Annotated in this window: 17 protein-coding genes, 1 pseudogene and 1 riboswitch; of the genes and pseudogenes, 6 read left to right on the top strand and 12 right to left on the bottom strand. The window is 64.4% G+C overall.

Translation table 11 applies throughout. From position 1 onward, the window contains the following. Positions 1-203, bottom strand: a pseudogene (locus tag Q1L50_RS00975) (IS3 family transposase); the annotation flags it as partial. A gap of 95 nt (positions 204-298) precedes the next feature. Between Q1L50_RS00975 and Q1L50_RS00970 the strand changes: the two are divergent. The 4 genes from Q1L50_RS00970 to Q1L50_RS00955 all read left to right on the top strand — a co-directional run bounded on the left by Q1L50_RS00970 (position 299) and on the right by Q1L50_RS00955 (position 2848). Then, entirely contained in the window at positions 299-1027 is a 729-nt protein-coding gene (locus tag Q1L50_RS00970; RefSeq protein WP_300335240.1) for a winged helix-turn-helix domain-containing protein, read from the top strand. Beyond that, positions 1014-2420 carry an ATP-binding protein gene (locus tag Q1L50_RS00965; RefSeq protein WP_300335238.1) on the top strand — a complete coding sequence of 469 codons (1407 nt, stop codon included), beginning with the start codon at positions 1014-1016 and terminating at the stop codon, positions 2418-2420. Before Q1L50_RS00970 ends, Q1L50_RS00965 begins: the two co-directional genes overlap by 14 nt. 78 nt (positions 2421-2498) lie before the next feature. Further along, a complete protein-coding gene (locus Q1L50_RS00960) occupies positions 2499-2654 on the top strand; it encodes a hypothetical protein (RefSeq protein ID WP_300335237.1) in 156 nt (51 codons plus the stop codon). 5 nt (positions 2655-2659) lie between these two features. Next, complete coding sequence (locus tag Q1L50_RS00955; RefSeq protein ID WP_300335236.1) at positions 2660-2848, top strand: hypothetical protein; 189 nt, start codon at positions 2660-2662, stop codon at positions 2846-2848. 42 nt (positions 2849-2890) lie between these two features. Here Q1L50_RS00955 and Q1L50_RS00950 read toward each other — a convergent pair whose 3' ends face one another. From Q1L50_RS00950 to Q1L50_RS00900, 11 genes are all read right to left on the bottom strand, one after another. Then, positions 2891-4234 (bottom strand): mechanosensitive ion channel domain-containing protein, encoded by a 1344-nt coding sequence (locus Q1L50_RS00950; RefSeq protein ID WP_300335244.1) that lies wholly within the window; start codon positions 4232-4234, stop codon positions 2891-2893. Between the two features lie 5 nt (positions 4235-4239). After that, positions 4240-5496, bottom strand: coding sequence for an RsmB/NOP family class I SAM-dependent RNA methyltransferase (locus Q1L50_RS00945; protein WP_300335235.1), 1257 nt, complete (start codon positions 5494-5496; stop codon positions 4240-4242). 2 nt (positions 5497-5498) lie between these two features. Continuing rightward, positions 5499-6539: a DUF3108 domain-containing protein gene (locus Q1L50_RS00940; protein ID WP_300335233.1), complete on the bottom strand. Its 1041-nt coding sequence runs from the start codon at positions 6537-6539 to the stop codon at positions 5499-5501. Between the two features lie 25 nt (positions 6540-6564). Further along, positions 6565-7212: a phosphoribosylglycinamide formyltransferase gene (gene purN, locus Q1L50_RS00935; RefSeq protein WP_300335232.1), complete on the bottom strand. Its 648-nt coding sequence runs from the start codon at positions 7210-7212 to the stop codon at positions 6565-6567. Further along, complete coding sequence (locus tag Q1L50_RS00930) at positions 7209-7850, bottom strand: DedA family protein (protein WP_300335230.1); 642 nt, start codon at positions 7848-7850, stop codon at positions 7209-7211. The genes purN and Q1L50_RS00930 overlap by 4 nt, the downstream gene beginning before the upstream one ends. A gap of 202 nt (positions 7851-8052) precedes the next feature. Beyond that, entirely contained in the window at positions 8053-8925 is an 873-nt protein-coding gene (locus Q1L50_RS00925) for a lipid A biosynthesis acyltransferase (protein ID WP_300335243.1), read from the bottom strand. A 475-nt stretch (positions 8926-9400) separates the two neighbouring features. Then, positions 9401-9889, bottom strand: a complete 489-nt coding sequence (locus tag Q1L50_RS00920; RefSeq protein ID WP_300335229.1) for an NUDIX domain-containing protein — start codon at positions 9887-9889, stop codon at positions 9401-9403. Between the two features lie 4 nt (positions 9890-9893). Next, the gene (locus tag Q1L50_RS00915) at positions 9894-10925 is read right to left on the bottom strand and encodes a low specificity L-threonine aldolase (protein WP_300335242.1); all 1032 of its coding nucleotides are present in this window, start codon (positions 10923-10925) and stop codon (positions 9894-9896) included. A gap of 128 nt (positions 10926-11053) precedes the next feature. Continuing rightward, positions 11054-13669, bottom strand: coding sequence for an alanine--tRNA ligase (alaS, locus tag Q1L50_RS00910; RefSeq protein WP_300335241.1), 2616 nt, complete (start codon positions 13667-13669; stop codon positions 11054-11056). A 158-nt stretch (positions 13670-13827) separates the two neighbouring features. Continuing rightward, complete coding sequence (ugpQ, locus tag Q1L50_RS00905) at positions 13828-14580, bottom strand: glycerophosphodiester phosphodiesterase (RefSeq protein WP_300335228.1); 753 nt, start codon at positions 14578-14580, stop codon at positions 13828-13830. Then, positions 14577-15836, bottom strand: a complete 1260-nt coding sequence (locus Q1L50_RS00900) for an extracellular solute-binding protein (RefSeq protein WP_300335227.1) — start codon at positions 15834-15836, stop codon at positions 14577-14579. Before Q1L50_RS00900 ends, ugpQ begins: the two co-directional genes overlap by 4 nt. A gap of 288 nt (positions 15837-16124) precedes the next feature. After that, positions 16125-16208: riboswitch (cyclic di-GMP riboswitch) on the top strand. A gap of 257 nt (positions 16209-16465) precedes the next feature. Here Q1L50_RS00900 and Q1L50_RS00895 point away from each other — a divergent pair. Next, the gene (locus Q1L50_RS00895; RefSeq protein ID WP_300335226.1) at positions 16466-18199 is read left to right on the top strand and encodes a S8 family serine peptidase; all 1734 of its coding nucleotides are present in this window, start codon (positions 16466-16468) and stop codon (positions 18197-18199) included. Between the two features lie 65 nt (positions 18200-18264). After that, the coding region (locus tag Q1L50_RS00890; RefSeq protein WP_300335225.1) for a hypothetical protein at positions 18265-18605 on the top strand (341 nt) is incomplete at its 3' end.

Raw genomic sequence — 18605 nt, 5'->3', positions numbered from 1 at the left:
GCCGCCGGCCTGGGGCCGCGCTTGCCTTCGAACAGCGTCTTGGCATTCTCCTGGATGGCTTTCTTCCATTGTCCAACCTGCACAGGATGCACGCCGTATTCCCGCCCGATCTCGTTGATCGTCTTGACCCCGCGTACCGCCTCCAGACCAACCTTGCCCTTGAACTCCGGCGGATGTACCTTCCGGGTAGTTGCTTCACTCATCGCGTCTCGCTCCTATGATGGAGCACAGCTTAAACCACTGTCTGATTTCCGGGGACCACTATAATCCGCCACCGACAAGCGACTATCATTGGCCCATGAAGACACGAATCCTGCTGGTCGAGGACGATCAGCGCCTCGCCGAACTGACCGCCGAGTACCTGCGCAAGAATGACCTGGAGGTGACGATCGAGTCGCATGGCCGCGCGGCCGAGGCGCGCATCGTCGATGAGCGGCCCGATCTGGTCATTCTCGACGTGATGCTGCCGGGCAAGGACGGCTTCGAGATCTGTCGCGCCGTTCGCGCCCGCTACCGCGGGGTGATCCTGATGCTGACCGCACGCGACGAGGACTTTGACCAGATCTTCGGCCTTGAACTGGGCGCCGACGACTACATTGCCAAGCCGGTGCAGCCGCGGCTGCTGCTGGCGAGGATCAAGGCTCTGCTGCGACGGGCACCGACGACCGCAGGCGGCGGCGTGGGCGAAAACGCGGCCGCGAGCGGCGGCACCCATTCCGAACTCGCCTTTGGCAGCTTCCGCATCAGTCAGGCGACGCGCAGCGCCCATCTTGGCAGCGATGGCATTGACCTGACGACCGCCGAATTCGATCTGCTGTGGCTGCTCGCCCGCCATGCCGGCAGCGTCCTGTCGCGCGACGACCTGCTGCAGGAACTGCGCGGAATCGGCTTCGACGGCCTCGATCGCTCGATCGACGCGCGCATTTCACGCTTGCGGCGAAAGCTCGGTGACGACCCAGAGAACCCGACGCGGATCAAGACCGTGCGCGGCAAGGGCTACCTGTTCAGCAAGCATGACTGGCAATAGCGGCAAGCTGTTCTCGATCCTCGGGCCTTACACGCCCGCGCCATGGCGGGAACGCTACAGTCTGTCGCGGCTGTTCTTCAACTTTTACCTGCTGGTCATGGGTTCTTTCGTGGCCATCGCGATCTTTGCCGACTTTGTCATCTCGACGGCGGTCAAGGGCATCACCGACGACTACACCAGCCGTTTCATGCAAGGGACGATCGTACTGATCGAGGACGAACTGTTCCGCAAGCCGCGTTCGAAATGGCCACAGGCCATTGAGGCGCTCGACCAGAAGTTCGCCTACAAGCTGGAGATCGTGGACCGGTGGACGCTGCGACTGCCACCGAAGCAGGCCGAAAAGCTCGACAACGGCGAACTGGCGATCGACGCCCAGGGGGACGTGATCTATCACCGCCTCAAGCAGACTCCGCAGGTTCTGGTGGTTGGCCCGATCTCGCCCGACCACAATCCCGAGTACCATCGCGGCCTGCCGCTCGATCTGCGGATCAGCCTGCTTACCTGGAGCCTGATCGGCGTATGTCTGGCGATTGTCGTCTGGCTCTGGGTGCACCCGGTCTGGCGCGACCTGGAAGCGATGCGGCAGACCGCCCGTGCACTGGGTGAGGGTTTGTTCGAAGCGCGCGCGCCAACCATGCGCAGCAGCGCTTTCGGGCCCCTCGCCGAGACGCTGAATGGCATGGCCGAGCGCATTCAGCGGTTGATCGCAACGCAAAAGGAGCTGTCGAGCGCCATTTCGCACGAGTTGCGCACTCCCATTGCGCGGATCCGTTTCGCGCTCGAGATGCTCGCCGAATCCGACGCGCCAGCCGAGCGTGAGCGCCTGTGGCGGTTGATGGAAGGGGACCTCGAAGAGCTCGATGGGCTAATCGACGCCAGTCTGACCTACGCCCGTTTCGGTCGCGAGCAGCCCGACCTGCAGCTCACGGCAGTCGACATCGCTCTGTGGCTGGAAGAACAGGTCGAAGCGACACGCCTCCTGGCACGCGAGCTCGACGTCGAGTTCGATGCCGCAGCCTTGCCGCCAATGCTGTACGTGGAACTGGATCGCCGGACCATGCCGCACGCCATCACCAACCTGCTGCGTAACGCCATGAAGTACGCCAAGGCCAGGATCCTGGTCAGCGCGGAGGTCAAGGAGGACTCGATCCGCGTGCACGTAGACGACGACGGGATCGGCATCCCGGACGAAGAGCGCGAACGCATCTTCTCGCCATTCACCCGGCTCGACCGGTCGCGCGACCGTGCCACGGGTGGCTACGGCCTCGGACTGGCGATCGTGCAGCTGGTTCTGGAACAACATCACGGAGCCGCCAGCGCCGGCGAGTCACCGCTCGGCGGCGCCCGTTTCACGCTCGCCTGGCCGCTGTCACAGAACGTCACCGAAAGCTGACGCAATCACCGCAGACGGGCGTGCCCGTCGCCTCTATCATCGCCAAATATTTTCATAAGAACGATGGAGGAAGACCAGATGAGCGAATACAAGCTGAGCTGCGAGCGGTTTCTGGCGGTCACCCGTCAGCACTTTCTTGCCGGTGACGGAGCCTCCTCTGCGCAACACGAAGGCGACGATAATTCTTCAGGGTGTGGCGGCGAGACACCTCACCAGGTGCTTTCCGGCGGCTGAACGTCTTGGCCGAACCGCGTGTGCCCTTTCCGGCCATCGAGGGCGTCGGAATCTTCATCGGCATTGTTGCTTGGGATGTACTGAGTATCGGTGAGATGGACCTGCTCAAGGCCCTGCTGATCGCCACTACCAGCACCGTGCTCTGGTATGGCGCGCGTCGTTGGCGGACAGCCAGTCGCCGCAAGCGCCAGTGAGTGGTGCTGGGGCATCCCGGGCGATGGGTTGGCATCGCCTCGCTAGGTGCCCGGGTTGTCCGCCGCCAGCGCCGTCGGCGATGGCAAATCGCCGACCAGGCGAACCTCGCGCTGCGGGAAGGGAATCTGGATACCGTTCTCGCGAAATGACCGCCAGATCGCCAGGTTGATCGCCGAGCGGATGCTGCCGGTGCCGTTCTCCGGGTCGGCAATCCAGTAACAGAGGTCGAGATTGATGCCGCTGTCGGCGAAGGCGGTCAGCAGGACCTGCGGCACCGGGTCGGTCAGCACCCGCTTGTGCACCAGCGCCGCCTCACCCATCAGTTGCATCGCGATATCGAGATCGGTGCCGTAGGCCACTTGCACGCTCAGTATGAAGCGCACCCGTGAATCGGTGAACGACTCGTTCCGCACGATGTTCGACACGAGGTACTCGTTGGGGATGATCACCTCGGTGCCGGTCAGCGTGCGCACCACGGTATAGCGCGCGGTGATCTGGGTCACCACGCCGGTGGTTAGCGGATCGACGGCGACGACGTTGCCGATGCGAATCGAACGGTCGAGCAGGATGATGAAGCCGCTGACGTAGTTGCTGGCAATCTTCTGCAGCCCGAAACCGAGGCCGACCGCCAGCGCGCCGCTGAACACCGACAGCGCGGTAATATCGATGCCGACGATCGACAGGCTGAAGAGCAGGGCGACCACCGATAGCACGGCCTTGACCAGGCGGCTGAGAACGACACTGATGCTGGCGTCGATGCTGTCCTTCGCCAACAAGCGCGTTTCGATGGCGCCGGAAACCCAGAGCGCGAGCAGCACGGTGACGATTACCGTGACCAGGCCGGTCAGGATCGTCCACAGGTCGAGTTGTTGCTTGCCTACATTCAGGCTCACCTGTTGCAGCATGTCGATCAGCGGCGTGGACAAGCCGGTGAGATGGAGCGCCAGACCCACCCAGATGCTGGTGGCAATGAAACGCTCGGAGGTGGCCAACAGGCTGCTTGGCGAAAAGGCGTGGTGCACCACGTAGATCGCCGTCCTCACCAGCGCCATCGACAGCAGCAGCGGCACCGCCAGGTCGAGCAGGCTGACCGGCCCGAGATCCCAGTAGCGGAAGCACTTGCGCACGATCAGGAGCAGCAACAGCGACAACAGCGGGAAGGCGATGCGTTTCAGGCTGCCCGTTCCGAATGCTCGTAGCAGGCCATGATCGTCGCTCGAGCGTGCGTGCTCCTGGCGCAGCCAGTAACGCGACAAACCCCAGGCCAGCAATAAACAGGTCGCGAGCGCCAACACCTGCCAGAGAAATCCCGGGTCGCTGAAATCCCGCCAGAGGTCGACAAAAAGCGAGGCAAAAGTTGTTTTTTCGTCGAGTTTTTCGCTCATTTCGTTCACTTTCTCTCCATGGCCACCGCATAGAAGGCGTCGGTCGCGTGCCGATGCGGAAACAGTCTCAGTTGCTCGCCGCAGGCAATGGAAATCTCCTGCCGGGCGAGAATCTCCTCTGCTGAACAGACAACAAACTCCGGGTGCTGCGCGAGGAAATCGTCGATTATCACCTCGTTTTCGGCATCGAGCAGGCTGCAGGTGGCGTAAACCAGTCGCCCGCCTTTCTTGACCAGACCGGCGGCCGCAGCCAGGATCGCCGCCTGCTTGACGCTCAGTTCGGCGACGCTGGCCGGCGTTTGTCGCCACTTCAGGTCAGGATTGCGGCGCAGCGTGCCAAGGCCCGAGCACGGCGCGTCGACCAGCACCCGGTCGAGTTTGCCGGCCAGGCGCTTGATCTTGAGGTCCCGCTCGGACTCGATGCGCGCCGGATGCACATTCGACAGACCGGAACGCGCGAGGCGCGGCTTCATCCTGGCCAATCGGCGGGGGTCGACATCGAAGGCATAGAGGCGGCCCTGCGAGCGCATCAGGGCGCCGAGCAGAAGCGTCTTGCCGCCAGCACCGGCGCAGAAATCGGCGACCATTTCGCCGCGCCTGGGCTGTAAAAGGAAGCCCAGCAACTGGCTCCCTTCGTCCTGCACTTCGATGCTGCCGTCGATGAACAGGGGATGCCTGGACAGCGCCGGCTTGCTCGCCAGCCGGATGCCCAGCGGTGAATACGGGCAGGGCTCGGCCGCCAGCCCGTCAGCCTGCAGTCGGGCCAGCACTTCCGGCCGCGCCGCCTTGAGGGGGTTGACGCGCAGGTCGAGTGGTGCCGGCTGGTTCAACGCGGCGGCGAGTTCTGCCACTTCATCTTCGGCGAAGCGCGCGGCCAGCAGCTCGTGCAGCCAATCGGGCAGATCGAGGCGAACGGCGGCGGGCAGCTCGCTGACCTGCACCGCCTTGGCCTGTGCCAGCCAGTGCCGCTCGGCTTCGCTGAGCACGACGTCCAGTTCCCGGCGGTTCATGCCGTGCAAGCAGGCCAGCGCGGCCAGCAACAGTCGCCGCGAGGTCAGCTCGCCGGCGCAGCGCGCGGACAGCGACCGCTTGCGGCGCAGTACGCTGAAAACCGTTTCGGCGACAAAAGCGCGGTCGCCGTGGCCAAGCTCGCGATGCTGCCGAAAGTAGCGTGAAACGACCAGGTCGGCCGGAAAACTTGAGCGCAGCAACTCGGACAGCAGCGTCTGGGCGTGATGAAAAAGGGCGGGCGTAAAACGCATGCTCAGGGTTCCTGGTTCGGTGTGATGACCGTCTCGATGACCGTCGCCGTCTGGACGTAGATGGCGCCGTCGCGGTCAACGTGCTGGATCTTCACCGGCAGCAGCGAGCGGTCGTAAGCCAGCCACAACTCGGTGGTTGCCACGCCCGGCACGCGCAGGTGCAAGCATCGGAAGCGTCCGGCCGGTGTCTGAAGGTCTTCATCACCGACGACTTCGATCCGATACTGCTCGTATTTCTTGCCGGTAGCGATCGGCACCACCGTGCCGCTGGCCAGTTCGGGGAGCAGGCCCAACTGGTAGTGAAACGACAGCAGATCCTGCGCGCCCGCGTTCAGGGTCTGCGGGGCCCTCTTGCCGACGCGTACCTGCATCTGCGTCCAGTCGAAGTCGGCCTGTTCAGCGGTCTCGAGACCTTTGCGGCGGGTGACGAAGCGCTCGGGAACCAGGCCGGCAGCAGTCAGCCGGCCGCGGCTTTCGAGTTCGATGCGCAGCGGCTTGAAGATCGCCACCAGGCCGCTGGTTTCGGTGACCGCAGTGATCCGGTAGGCACCGTCCGCGATGTCCCAGTCATGCGTGGACCGACCAATCTCGAAGCCCTGGTCGCCACGATCGACGCGATAGCGAATCATCCCGCGTGCGGGCAGGCGCCAAGCGGCAGCCGGCGTGGCCAGCTCGGTTTGCGCTGATCGCGCCGAGGCCCCTGGCGGCGCTGCCGGTGGCAAGCGATCGAGCCCATCGGCTGCCGATTCGGTGGTCGGCCCAGATTCTGCTTCGGGGATTGGCGCTGGCGAATCCGGCACGCTCAGGATCGGTGGTCGCGTCGCTGGCGGTGGTGGCTTGCGCTTAGCGGTCCTGCTCCTGGCAGCCGTCGCCGCGCGCTTTGGTGGTGCCTCGGGTGGCGGCTCGGTGGCCGGCGGTGGCATTAGTTCGGCGAGCAGCGGTGGCGGCTCGCTGGCCGTCGACAGGTCGATGTCGGGACCAAACAGAACGAGGGCATGCATCCCGAGCGAGGCGGCAAAAGCGAGGATCAGAACGATGGGCATCGACTGGCCGACTGGCGGCTCGCACTCAGGCCGCGTTCGGGACGATCAGCGCAGCCGCGCCATCCTGAGGTGAGTCGAGGACCACGCGCCCGTCGCGCAGGCGCAGGCGCGCTTCGGCAAACCAGCGAACGGCCAGCGGATAGACCCGGTGTTCCTGCGCCAGGACGCGGGCGGCGAGCGTCGCTTCGTCGTCGCCATCGAGTACCGGTACGGCGGCCTGGACGATGATTGGGCCGTGGTCAAGGTCGGGGGTCACGAAATGCACCGTGCAGCCATGAATCCGTACCCCCTCGGCCAGCGCCCGCCGGTGCGTGTGCAGACCGGGGAAGGCTGGCAACAGCGAGGGATGGACGTTCAGCAGTCGTCCCTCATAGCGGCGGACGAACGCTTCGCCGAGGATGCGCATGAATCCGGCCAGCACCACCAGGTCCGGCTCTAAACAGTCGATGGCTGTAGCCAGCGCCGCGTCGAATTGGTCGCGGCTGGCAAACAGCCGGTGGTCGACGACCCGGCTCGGTACGCCGCAGGCGCTGGCGGCCGCCAGTCCGGCTGCGTCGGGCCGGTTGGCGAGAACGCCGACGATGCGTCCCGGCATCTCCGCCGATGCAGCGGCGGCCAGCAGCGAGGCCATGTTGCTGCCGCGTCCGGAGATCAGAATGACAATCCGGATCATGCTTCGGACCTGCGGTGCTGCAGCCAGCCGACGACCAGTGGCAGCAGCGAAACGACGATGATCGCCACGATCACCAGCGTCAGGTTCTGCTGGATCCAGGGCAGGTTGCCAAACCAGTAGCCGGCCAGGGTCAGCGAAGCGACCCACGAAACAGCGCCGATCAGGTTGAAGAAGGTGAAGCGCGCGTAGGTCATCGCGCCGATTCCCGCCACGAAGGGGGCGAAGGTGCGAAACAGTGGCAGGAAGCGCGAAATGATCAGCGTCTTGCCGCCGTGTTTCTCGTAGAAGGCGTGCGTCTTGTCGAGCGCCGCCTTGTTGAAGAAGCGCGACTGCTCCCAGTGAAAGACCTTTGGTCCGAGGTAGCGGCCAATCTGGTAGTTGAGCATGTTGCCGAGGATCGCCGCGGCGATCAGTACGGCCAGCAGGATGCTGATCTCCATGCCGCCCAGCGCGGCCAGTGCGCCGGCGACGAAGAGCAGCGAGTCGCCGGGCAGGAATGGGGTGACGACGAAACCGGTCTCGCTGAAGATGATCACGAAGAGGATGACGTAGATCCACTGCCCGTATTGCTGGACCAGCACCGCCAGGTGCTTGTCGAGATGCAGGATGATGTCGATGAAGTGAGTCAGATATTCCATTGGTGGCCAGGGGATGCGCGGGTGGAGGGTGGCGCGGAGAGGCGGGCGGTAACGCCGGGCGCAATGCAAGCGCCAAGGCGCGATTCTACCGGAAGCAGGGCGCCCTCGCTGCCCTGCTTGAGCAGTGTCAACGCACCTCGGTGCGACCGGCAGCCCGGCCGCCGCCTGCAGCGACCCGGTTCTCGTGCGGGCCGGGTGGCGCTCAGTACGGGCGTGGTTCTCCCTGCGGGCGGGTCTTGAAACGGCGGTGAACCCAGTAATACTGCTCGGGCATGGTCCGCACGGCAGCTTCGATGAAGGCATTCATCCGCCGGGTATCGGCCTCGACGTCGTCGCTCGGGAAGTCGGCCCACGGCTCGCCGACTTCGACCGCGTAGCCCTGACCACCGGGCAGGATGCGCGTCAGACAGGGGACGACGGTCGCGCCAGCCAACCTGGCCAGTCGCGACAGGCCGGTGATGGTTGCCGTCTGGACACCGAAGAAGGGGACGAAGATCGAATCCTTGCTGCCAAAATCCATATCGGGCAGGTAGTAAAGTGGCCGCCCGGATTTCATCGCCCGGACGCTGGCGCGCACGCTTTCCTGCCGCGAGAGCAGCAACTGATCGCCGAAACGCTTTCGACCACGGTACAGCAGGCGGTCGAAGACCGGGTCGGACTGCACGGCGTAGATGCTCGCGCTATCGAAGCGCATGGCGATCGCTATGCCGCCGGCGTCCAGGCCGACGAAATGAGGCGTCAGCATCAGCACCGGACGACCAGCGGCGAGCAGCGCTCGAAGCCGTCCTTCGCCGTCGACCTTGAACAGCCGCGACAGGCGCTGCGGGCTCGCCCACCAGAGCAGCGAGCGCTCGAGCATGCTGCGGCCCAGGACCTTGAAGTGGTCCCGAGCCAGGCGCCGCCGCTGCGCTTCATCCAGGTCCGGAAAACACAGGCGCAGATTCACCAGCACGATGTGGCGGCGCCTGCCGGCCAGGCCGAACAGGGTCAGCCCCAGCGCCTTGCCGAGCAGGCCGAGGACCGACAGCGGCAGGAAATGAAGCACCCAAAGCGCGGCGACGAGCAAGCGACTCAGCATCGGTTCGCGCCCGGCGAGTTCGGAGTTTGGCGCGGGCCGCGTTGATGGAAGTTGGTCATGACGTGCACGGTGAGACAGTCAATCGCCGGTCTGATGGGCAAGAGGAGAGAGATCAGGCGGATGCGACGGAAGGGACAGAGGGCGCCGTATTGTACTTTCATTCCCCTGCCGCCCATTCAGTTTTCCGGGCTGATGTAAGGTGGTCCCCTGAGTCAAAACGAATATCGACCCGGTTTGAGTTGTGTACTTGACTCCACTAGCAGCTGGACGGCACGGCCCCGGTGCTGCCTTTGACCGTGCTGTTGACGCCGCCGTTGTCTGTTCTTCTGCGGGTGGCGAATCTCCTTTTTGCTGCGCTCCACAGGTGATTTATCGACGACCCGTCAGGCTCCGAAATCCCGGCGTGCGCATCGGGCATCGCTGCCGGCCCAGTCGCGCGCGACGGTTGTCGGGTAGCCTGCGGTGCGGTTTGTCAGGTACCGCGCCGAGCCAGCCAGTCGCGGACCGCCGGCCCGGTGCCGAAATCCCAGGCCTTGAGTTTCTCCGGGGCGATCAGGCGGAACTCGGCAAGTTCTTCGTTGAGGCGGATCTGACCGTGACCAACCAGATGATAGGCGATAATCACTTCGTGCTTGCGGGCGAACGGATAGACGCCGATCAAGGTCACCTCCGCCGCCTCCAGTCCCAGCTCTTCCTTGACCTCGCGCGCGGCGCCGGACATCGGGTCTTCGCCGCGTTCAAGAAAACCAGTGATCAACCCGAAAGCACCCTCGGCCCAGGAACGGTTGCGCGCCAGCACGATCCGGCCCTGATACTCGACCAGCGCCGCAAGGACCGGCGCCGGGTTGTCCCAGTGCACGAAACCACAGCCTGAGTGGCAGGCGAGTCGCGACCGGCTGCCCTCGTCGCGGGCGTCGAGCCGGGCGCCGCAATACGGGCAGAACTGCCAGGCGCTGATCACGCCATCAGGCACCGTCTGCCAGCTGGCAAATGTCCGCCAGCAGCCGATCGACGGTCTCCGGTGCGGTATCCCAGCCGCACATGAAACGTGCTCCACCGGCACCGATAAAGGTATAGAACAGCCAGCCACGCGCTCGCAGTTCCTGCTCGACCGGGTTCGGCAACTGGACGAAAACGCCGTTGGCATCGACCGGAAAGAGCAGCCGCAGACCAGCGACCCTTGCCAGCCCGCCCGCTAGTCGCTGCGCCATCGCATTGGCGTGCGCGGCGTGTCGCAACCAGGCGCCGCCTTCGAGAATTCCGAGCCACGGAGCCGAAAGAAAGCGCATCTTCGAAGCCAGTTGCCCGGCTTGTTTGCAGCGATAGGCAAAGTCGTCGGCCAGCCGGCGGTCGAAGAAGACCACTGCTTCGCCAACCGGCAAGCCCATCTTGGTACCACCGAAGCACAGCACATCGACGCCGGCGCGCCAGGTCAGATCGGCGGGACTGACGCCGCTGCCGGCCACCGCGTTGGCAAAACGGGCGCCGTCCATGTGCACCCGCAGGCCGAGCTGGTGCGCGGTAGCGGTGATCGCCTGCAGTTCGTCCGGGCGATACACGGTACCCACCTCGCTGGCCTGGGTCAGGGTCACCACCTTCGGTTTGGGATAGTGGATGTCGCTGCGCCGGGTCACCACTTCGACGATCGCCGCTGGTGTCAGTTTGCCCTGTTCGCCACCGACCGCCAGCAGCCTGGCGCCGTTGGAGAAGAACTGTGGCGCACCGCATTCGTCGGTCTCGACGTGCGCCAACTGGTGACAGATGACGCTGTGGTAAGACTGGCAGAGCGCGGCGAGGGCCAGCGAATTGGCTGCCGTGCCGTTGAAAACGAAATACACGTCGCAGTCCGTCTCGAACACGTCGCGCAAGCGGTCAGCGGCGCGCAGCGTCCACTCGTCGTCTCCGTACGAGCGAACGTGGCCGTCGTTGGCCGCCAGCAGCGCGGTCAGCGCTTCCGGGCAGATGCCGGCGTAGTTGTCACTGGCGAAGTGCTGCATCATGCTGCTGCTTCTCGCTTTCAGATCCGTTTCGGAAGTTGGCCGTCTGACATTGCCTGGCGAGACACTCCGGGGCGGGAATCGCCGGCCGGACGGAGGTATGAGGTACGAAGGAGGCGAGCCGGGAACTACAGCCGCTGCTCGACCCATTTCCGCACCGAGGCCAGCGCCGCCGGCAGCTTCACCGGTTCGTTGCCGCCGGCCTGCGCCATGTCCGGGCGACCGCCGCCCTTGCCGCCAACCTGGCGGGCAACCATGTTCACCAGCTCGCCGGCCTTGACCTTGCCGGTGAGGTCGGCGGTGACCCCGGCGATCAGCGTCACCCTGCCGTCGGCCACCGAGGCGAGAACGATCGCCGCACTACGCAGCTTGTCGCGCAGCTTGTCGATCGCCGAACGCAGGGCCTCCGCCTCGGCACCTTCCATGATCGCCGCCAGAACCCGGGCGCCCTTGACCTCGACTGCCTGCCCGAGCAGATCGTCGCCCTGTGCCGACGCCAGCTTGGCCTTCAGGCGGGCCAGTTCCTTTTCCAGCGCGCGGGCGTTGTCGAGCGCCTGTGCCAGCTTCAGCGGCAGTTCGGAGATCGGCGCCTTGAAAGCGGCAGCCGCTTCGCCGAGCACCGCTTGCTGGTGCTGGACAAACGCCAGCGCGGTATCACCGGTGACTGCCTCGACGCGTCGGACGCCGGCGGCAACGCCGGTTTCGGAAACGATCTTGAACAGACCGATGTCGCCACTGCGGCGGACGTGTACGCCGCCGCAAAGTTCGATCGAAGAACCGATCGTCAATACCCGAACCTGGTCGCCGTACTTCTCGCCAAAGAGCATCATCGCACCCGAGTTCCTCGCCTCGTCGATGGCCATGACGCGTGCCTCGGTCGCTGCATTGGCCAGAATCTGGTCATTGACGAGAACCTCGACGCGCCGGATCTGGTCGGCGCTCATCGGTGCGGTGTGCGCGAAGTCGAAGCGGGTCTTCTCGGGCTCGACCAGCGAGCCCTTCTGCTGGACGTGTGCCCCAAGCACTTCACGCAGAGCCCGGTGCATAAGATGCGTCGCCGAGTGATTGCGTACCGTACGCGCCCGCGCCAGGGCGTCGACCCGGGCGACAATCTGGTCGCCAACGCCGATCACGCCGGTGCTGACCACCCCCTGATGACCGAACACCGCGGCCTGGATCTTTTGCGTGTCCTCGACGGCAAAGATTCCGGTCGAGGTCTGCAGTACGCCGCGATCGCCGACCTGGCCGCCGGACTCGGCGTAGAACGGCGTCTCGTCGAGTACCACGACGCCAGGCTCGCCTTCCCTGAGCGCCTCCACCGGACTGCCATCCCGGTACAGCGCCAGCACCCGACCGGTGACTTCGAGCTTATCGTAGCCGTGAAAGCTGGTCTCGGGACCGCTGTAGTCGAGCGCGGCGGCGATCCTGAACTTACCCGCGGCGCGTGCTTGCTCCTTCTGCTGCGCCATCGCTGCGTCGAAAGCGGCGACGTCGACACGCACCCCGCGCTCGCGACAAATATCGGCCGTCAGGTCGAGCGGAAAACCGAAGGTGTCGTGCAACTTGAACGCCGTCGTGCCGTTGAAAACGCCTTGTCCGGCCAGCGCGCCGAGTTCGCCTTCGAGGATGCTCATGCCGTGCTCGATGGTCTCGAAGAAGCGTACCTCTTCCTGCCGCAGGACGTCGCCGATGCGTTGCTGACTGCTGACCAGTTCGGGATAGGCGGCGCCCATTTCAGCGACCAGGTCGGGTACCAGGCGATGGAAGAAAGCCGCCCGTGCGCCGAGCTTGTAGCCATGACGAATAGCCCGCCGGATGATTCGCCGCAGGACGTAGCCACGTCCCTCGTTGCCCGGAATCACGCCGTCGGCGAGCAGGAAGGAGCAGGCGCGAATGTGGTCGGCAAGGACCCGCAGCGATGGGCTGTCGAGGTCTGCAGACGAGGTTTCGCGGGCAGCCGCAGCGATCAGCCTGACAAACAGGTCGATCTCGTAGTTGCTATGCACATGCTGCAGAACCGCGGCAGTCCGCTCCAGCCCCATGCCGGTATCGACCGACGGCTTGGGCAGCGGGTGCATGACGCCGGCCTCGTCGCGGTTGAACTGCATGAAGACGTTGTTCCAGATCTCGATGTAACGGTCGCCCCCTTCATCGGGCGACCCCGGCGGTCCGCCGGCGATCCCTTCGCCGTGGTCGTAAAAGATCTCCGAGCAAGGGCCGCAGGGACCGGTATCGCCCATCATCCAGAAGTTGTCGGAAGCGTAGCGCGCGCCCTTGTTGTCGCCAATGCGAATCACCCGCGCCACCGGCACGCCGATTTCTCTGGTCCAGATGTCGTAGGCCTCGTCGTCCTCGGCATAGACCGTCACCCAAAGCCGATCAGCGGGCAGTTGGTAGACGTCAACCAGCAATTCCCACGCGTAGCGGATCGCGTCGAGCTTGAAGTAGTCGCCGAACGAGAAATTGCCCAGCATTTCGAAAAAGGTATGGTGACGAGCGGTATAGCCGACGTTTTCCAGATCGTTGTGCTTGCCACCGGCGCGCACGCACTTCTGTGAAGTCGTCGCGCGCACGTATGGCCGCTTGTCGAATCCGAGGAAGACATCCTTGAACTGGTTCATGCCGGCGTTGGTGAACAGCAGCGTCGGGTCGGCGTGCGGCACCAGCGAACTCGAGGCGACGATCTGGTGTCCCTTCGATTCGAAGAACTTGAGGAACTTCTCGCGGATTTCGGCGCTACTCATCATCGTGGGGGTTGTCATCGGATCGCCTACCATGCCCGACTCGGGCGCGTTCAGAAAGCGGCGATTTTAACTTGAAAGTCTGATGCGCGACCGGCGAATCTCCCGGCACCCGCTGGCCAGCCAGTCCAGGCTGCTCCCACCGGCCAGTCGGAGCCGGATCAGTCCAGGCCGACGCGGCCGACGCGGTCGATGCGGTCGCTGAACACTGCCGTCACCCCGCGCCTAAAGAGCGCAGCCGCGGTCAACGGATCGTTGACCGTGTAGCAAAGCACCGGCATATCGCTTGCCCAAGCCGCCGACAGGACGCTATCGTCCAGCGCGTAGGCGTCGCAGTGCAGGCTCAGCGCCGCTACCTGATTGGCGCGCGCCAGCCAGTCTGCCGGTGGCCTTTCAAAAAGACTGCCGAGCGGCAAGTCGGGCGCAGCCTCGCGCGCCGCGGCCAGCGCCACCTCCGAGAACGATGAAACCAGCGGCAGATCGGTTCCTGCCCACAGCTCACGGACTTGCCGGGCAACCTGCTCGCCGGTCGTCGCCGCCAAGCCCGCTGCCGGTTTGATCTCCACGTTGACCAGCAAGCCCAGCTTCCGACAGAGACGCGCCGCCGACTCCAGGCTGGGCAGCGTCTCGCCGGCGAACGAAGGATGTTGGTACGCGCCTGCGTCGAGAACGCCCAGGCGGTCGTCGCGCGTCTCGCAGACCCGGCCGCAGCCGTCGGTCGTACGCTCGAGCGTTTCGTCGTGGATCAGCCAGGGCGAACCGTCAGCCGACAGCATCACGTCGAACTCGACTGCCCGGACGCCCAGCATGGCAGCGATACGCAGTCCGGACAGGGTGTTCTCGGGTGCCAGCGCACCGCCGCAGCGGTGCGCGAAGACGCGCGGCAGGGACCAGCCAAGCCGCGGGCGGATCACTGCAACAGTTGCGCTTTCAGCGCCGCGGGCAAGGCAGCGTTGCCGCGGTCGACCGCGTTGTCGAGCGCTTCCTTGGCCGGCTTCCTGCCGGCCCACGCCGCTTCCAGTTCGTCCTCGACGATAATCCGCACCGGCTCGATCTGCGATACCCGCAGTTCGCGCAGAGCACCTTTGCCCTGCAACTGGTTGTGGGCCACATTGAGACCGGCGACGTCGGCCCGCAACAGCTGGCTGTCGGCGGCCGCGCGGGCGACCGGGGTCATTGGCAGGAAACCCTCCAAGGCAGTAAATTCGACCTGCAAATCGGGCTCCAGAAGGAAGCTGACAAACTTTGCGACGCCCTTGTAGTCGGCGGCCTTCTTGCCGGCACCGACCCACAGTGAAGCGCCATCAGCCAGCGTCTGCTGCGGTGTCCCCTGCACATCGTCGTGGTACGGCAGCGAAGAAACGCCGGTTTCGACCTTGCGGCTCTCGTGCAGCATCCCGAACAGCGAAGACGAACTGGTCAGCATGCCGCACTCACCCGCCGCAAAACGCCGGTCGGCCTCGTCGCGGCGACCGAAATAGATAAAGAACTTGGCTTTCGACCAGGTCGTCAGCATCGCCGTATGCTTAACCTGAACCAGACCGTTGAAGTCCAGCTTGCCCTTCGCGGTCGACACCTCGGCGCCGTTCCAGGCGCTCAGGTTGTCGATGTGTACCCAGGCTGGCCACGAAGTGGTATAGGGGCAAGCGCTGCCGGAATCGAACAGCTTGTCGGCTGCCTTCTGGGCCTCGGACCAGGTCTTGGGCGGCTGCTCGGGGTCGAGGCCCGCTTTCCGGAAGGCGGCCTTGTTGATGTACAGGACGGGGGTGGACAAGGCGACTGGCAGCGCAAACAGATTGCCCTTCTTGTCGCCGAGACCGACGCGCAGTTCGGGCGACAGCTTGCGGCTATCGAAGGGCTCCTTGGCCTGCTGCATTACCTGATACAGGGGTTTGAAATTTTCCTTGGCGGCCATGAACTGCGCCTGCTCTTCGCGCGTCACCAGGTTGAGGTGTTTTGGCGCATCGCCCTCGACGCGGCGCACGACCCTGAGCTGGTAATCCTTCTGTCGGGAATTGAAACGGTCGACCAGCTTCTCGAGCCGCTCGCCGCGTTCTTCGTCCAGTCGATGCGAGAGGTCAATTTCGATTGGCGCGGCAGCCGCAGGTAGAGCCAGGGGGGCAGCAAGGGCAAATGCCACCGCGGACGGTAGAATAGTGAATAGGCGCATGGCGATCCCGGGGAAACAAGTTGAAGAACCCGGAATTATAGCCGCAGCTGGCGACAAATCGCACCAGCGCGGCTGCGCTTACGGTAGCTGCCGCTGAAACAGGCACCTTCGCGGCCCAGCAAGGCATTTCGGGAGCCAGCGCCGCGTCCCCGGTAGCCCGAGGCGGGGACGCGGTGACCCTGGTCGGAAAGATCTTGACATCGCGAATCAGGCGCCGTAAATTCGAGCCGCAATACGCGATTCAGGAGGTGAAATCCTAGTACTTCCGAAAAGCGCAAGGCTGATTTGACTTGAAAAAGGCAAACCAAGCGAGAGCTTGGGACGCAAAGTGACCGGTCTGACGGCTTCGGCCAAGACAGCGGGACTGCCAAGTGTAGAGGTAGCTACAAGCGGCGCGCCAGCAGTGCGCCGTCAGGAAGGTAAGGATCTGTCGTAGCGTTGACGCTCCCATTCCTTCCAGGCGACCAATATCAACAGGCTCCATATGCTGCGCTCAGTTCAGGCCAACATAACGGAGACCCGACATGTTGACCCGCCAAACATCCCCCCTTGATGCCCTTGAACCAGCGGCCACACGCACAGTCGTGAGCCACGGAGCTGCGGCGCGCCTGTTGATTGGCGGCCGGACCATGGCCTTTTTGCTAGCCGTCGTCGCCGCTCCAGCGGTCGGTGCGCCGCCGATGGCCGGACCGCAGCAGCCCGCATACGCGCCAGGGCGGCTGCTGATTCAACAGCGTGCCGGCCTGAGCGATGCCGAAGTCGACAAGGCCCTCAAGCCGCACGGCGGCAAGCGGGTCGCCAAGATCAAGGGGATCAACGTCCATGTGGTGCAGTTGCCGACGCAAGCCAACGCGGCAGCTGTCGCGGCTGCGCTGGCCAAGAACAAGCACTTCAAGTATGTCGAACAGGATCGGATCCTTGCCCCGGCCGGAACGACCAACGACCCATCGCTCGCCAGCCAGTGGCACCTCGCCAAGATCGGCGCGCAGGGCGCATGGGACACGTCCACTGGCAGCGACGTGATCATCGCCATTCTGGATACCGGAGTCGACGGCAACCACCCGGACCTCGCGGCGCAGATGATCCCGGGCTGGAATGCTTATGACAGTAACGGCGACTCGTCGGACGTCCATGGCCACGGCACGGCGGTAGCCGGTACCGCGGCAGCCGCCGGCAACAACGCGATCGGCATCGCCTCCGTGGCCTATCGCTCGAAGCTGATGCCGGTGCGCGTCTCTGACCCAAGCGGGTACGCTTACTTCAGCACGATGGCCAGCGGGCTGACCTGGGCGGCAGATCATGGCGCCAAAGTCGCCAACATTAGCTTCGAAAACGTTGCTGGCAGTTCAACTATCGACAGCGCCGCCCAGTACCTCAAAGGCAAGGGCGGGCTGACCGTGGTCTGCGCCGGCAACAGCGGCACCCTGCAGACTGTAGCTCCCACCGGCAACCTGATGATCGTGTCGGCAACCGACAGCAATGACGCCATCACTTCATGGTCCAACTATGGCAGTTACGTCAACCTCGCGGCGCCCGGGCAAACCATCCTGACGACCAATCGCGGTGGCGGGTATAGCCAGTGGTGGGGAACCTCGTTCGCAAGTCCGGTGGTCGCCGGTACGGTAGCGCTGATGATGGCCGCCAATCCAGCCCTGCTTACCTCCCAGGTACAAAGCCTGCTGTACTCAAGCTCGGTAGATCTCGGTAGCGCCGGCAAAGATATCTATTACGGTTCCGGCCGCGTCGACGCCGCCCGGGCCACTCAGGCCGCGGCGGCGGCAAGCGCGGCCGATACGCAGGCACCGACGGTGGCCATCTCGGCGCCCACCGGCGGCAAGGTCTCCGGTCTGGTGGTGGTCAATGTCGCGGCCAACGACGATACGGGCGTTGCCCGGGTCGATCTGGTGGTGAACGGCACCAACTTTGCCACGGACACCACCTCTCCACACGGTTTCAGCTGGGACACGACGAGCATCGCCGACGGGCCGGCAACGCTGATAGCCTACGCTTACGATGCGGCCGGCAACCACACCGGGTCACAGCCAGTCAGCGTCACCGTTGCCAACGCCGTAGCGACGCCCGACACCACTGCGCCGACGGTCTCCTTCGCCGCGCCGGCCAACGGCGCCATGGTGACCAGAGTAGTGAGCATTGTTGGCATGGCCAGCGACAATTTCGGCGCCAGTGGCATTACTCAGACCCTGAAAATCGACGGCGTGGTCGCCAGCACCGCCAGCGGCGGAAGTCTCAGCAGCAACTGGAATACCAAAAAAGCAATTGCCGGCACTCACACCCTGACGCTGACAGCCCGGGACGTGGCGGGAAATTCGTCGAGCACGTCGATCACCGTCGTCGTGAAGTAGTCACCTCCTCAGCACTGGCAGGGAATGCGGCAGCGGCGATCGGCTGCCGCATTCCCTCTCCTCGCGTGTCTGTCGACCTCAGTCAGTTCCGCCTGAAGGCTGTGGCGCTGACTGCTCAGCCGGACGGCGGCGCGTTGAGGGAGCGCGTTCGCCGTGGGGTTTTCTTGCGGTTCGCCTCGCAGTCGCGCAGCTACACGAGTCAACTGACTGTCGGCGCCGGGGTGAAACCGGCGTCCACAAGCCGACATAAATCTGGTGCGAGCAATGCGGTAACTGCAGCCTGCAACTTCAGATTTCCTGATCTCGGAGGAAACCCGGTTGGCACTTTAGACGAGGGCGAAGGTCATTCTTGCCCCGGTTTCCGGATGCGGGAAATCTTGCAGGGTGAGTTCCTCGAGGAGCGCGG

Origin of the sequence: Accumulibacter sp. (genome assembly GCF_029255145.1) — a bacterium.
Lineage (GTDB): Bacteria > Pseudomonadota > Gammaproteobacteria > Burkholderiales > Rhodocyclaceae > Accumulibacter.
The sequence above is the reverse complement of the archived record's forward strand: the minus strand, read 5'-3'. Positions and strand labels throughout refer to the sequence as shown.

Excerpts from the sequence above, each read along its gene's own strand:
- Q1L50_RS00970 (WP_300335240.1), top strand. The coding sequence starts at position 299 with ATGAAGACACGAATCCTGCTGGTCGAGGACGATCAGCGCCTCGCCGAA.
- Q1L50_RS00965 (WP_300335238.1), top strand. The coding sequence starts at position 1,014 with ATGACTGGCAATAGCGGCAAGCTGTTCTCGATCCTCGGGCCTTACACG.
- Q1L50_RS00960 (WP_300335237.1), top strand. The coding sequence starts at position 2,499 with ATGAGCGAATACAAGCTGAGCTGCGAGCGGTTTCTGGCGGTCACCCGT.
- Q1L50_RS00950 (WP_300335244.1), bottom strand. The coding sequence starts at position 4,234 with ATGAGCGAAAAACTCGACGAAAAAACAACTTTTGCCTCGCTTTTTGTC.
- Q1L50_RS00945 (WP_300335235.1), bottom strand. The coding sequence starts at position 5,496 with ATGCGTTTTACGCCCGCCCTTTTTCATCACGCCCAGACGCTGCTGTCC.
- Q1L50_RS00940 (WP_300335233.1), bottom strand. The coding sequence starts at position 6,539 with ATGCCCATCGTTCTGATCCTCGCTTTTGCCGCCTCGCTCGGGATGCAT.
- purN (WP_300335232.1), bottom strand. The coding sequence starts at position 7,212 with ATGATCCGGATTGTCATTCTGATCTCCGGACGCGGCAGCAACATGGCC.
- Q1L50_RS00930 (WP_300335230.1), bottom strand. The coding sequence starts at position 7,850 with ATGGAATATCTGACTCACTTCATCGACATCATCCTGCATCTCGACAAG.
- Q1L50_RS00915 (WP_300335242.1), bottom strand. The coding sequence starts at position 10,925 with ATGCAGCACTTCGCCAGTGACAACTACGCCGGCATCTGCCCGGAAGCG.
- alaS (WP_300335241.1), bottom strand. The coding sequence starts at position 13,669 with ATGAGTAGCGCCGAAATCCGCGAGAAGTTCCTCAAGTTCTTCGAATCG.
- Q1L50_RS00900 (WP_300335227.1), bottom strand. The coding sequence starts at position 15,836 with ATGCGCCTATTCACTATTCTACCGTCCGCGGTGGCATTTGCCCTTGCT.
- Q1L50_RS00895 (WP_300335226.1), top strand. The coding sequence starts at position 16,466 with ATGGCCTTTTTGCTAGCCGTCGTCGCCGCTCCAGCGGTCGGTGCGCCG.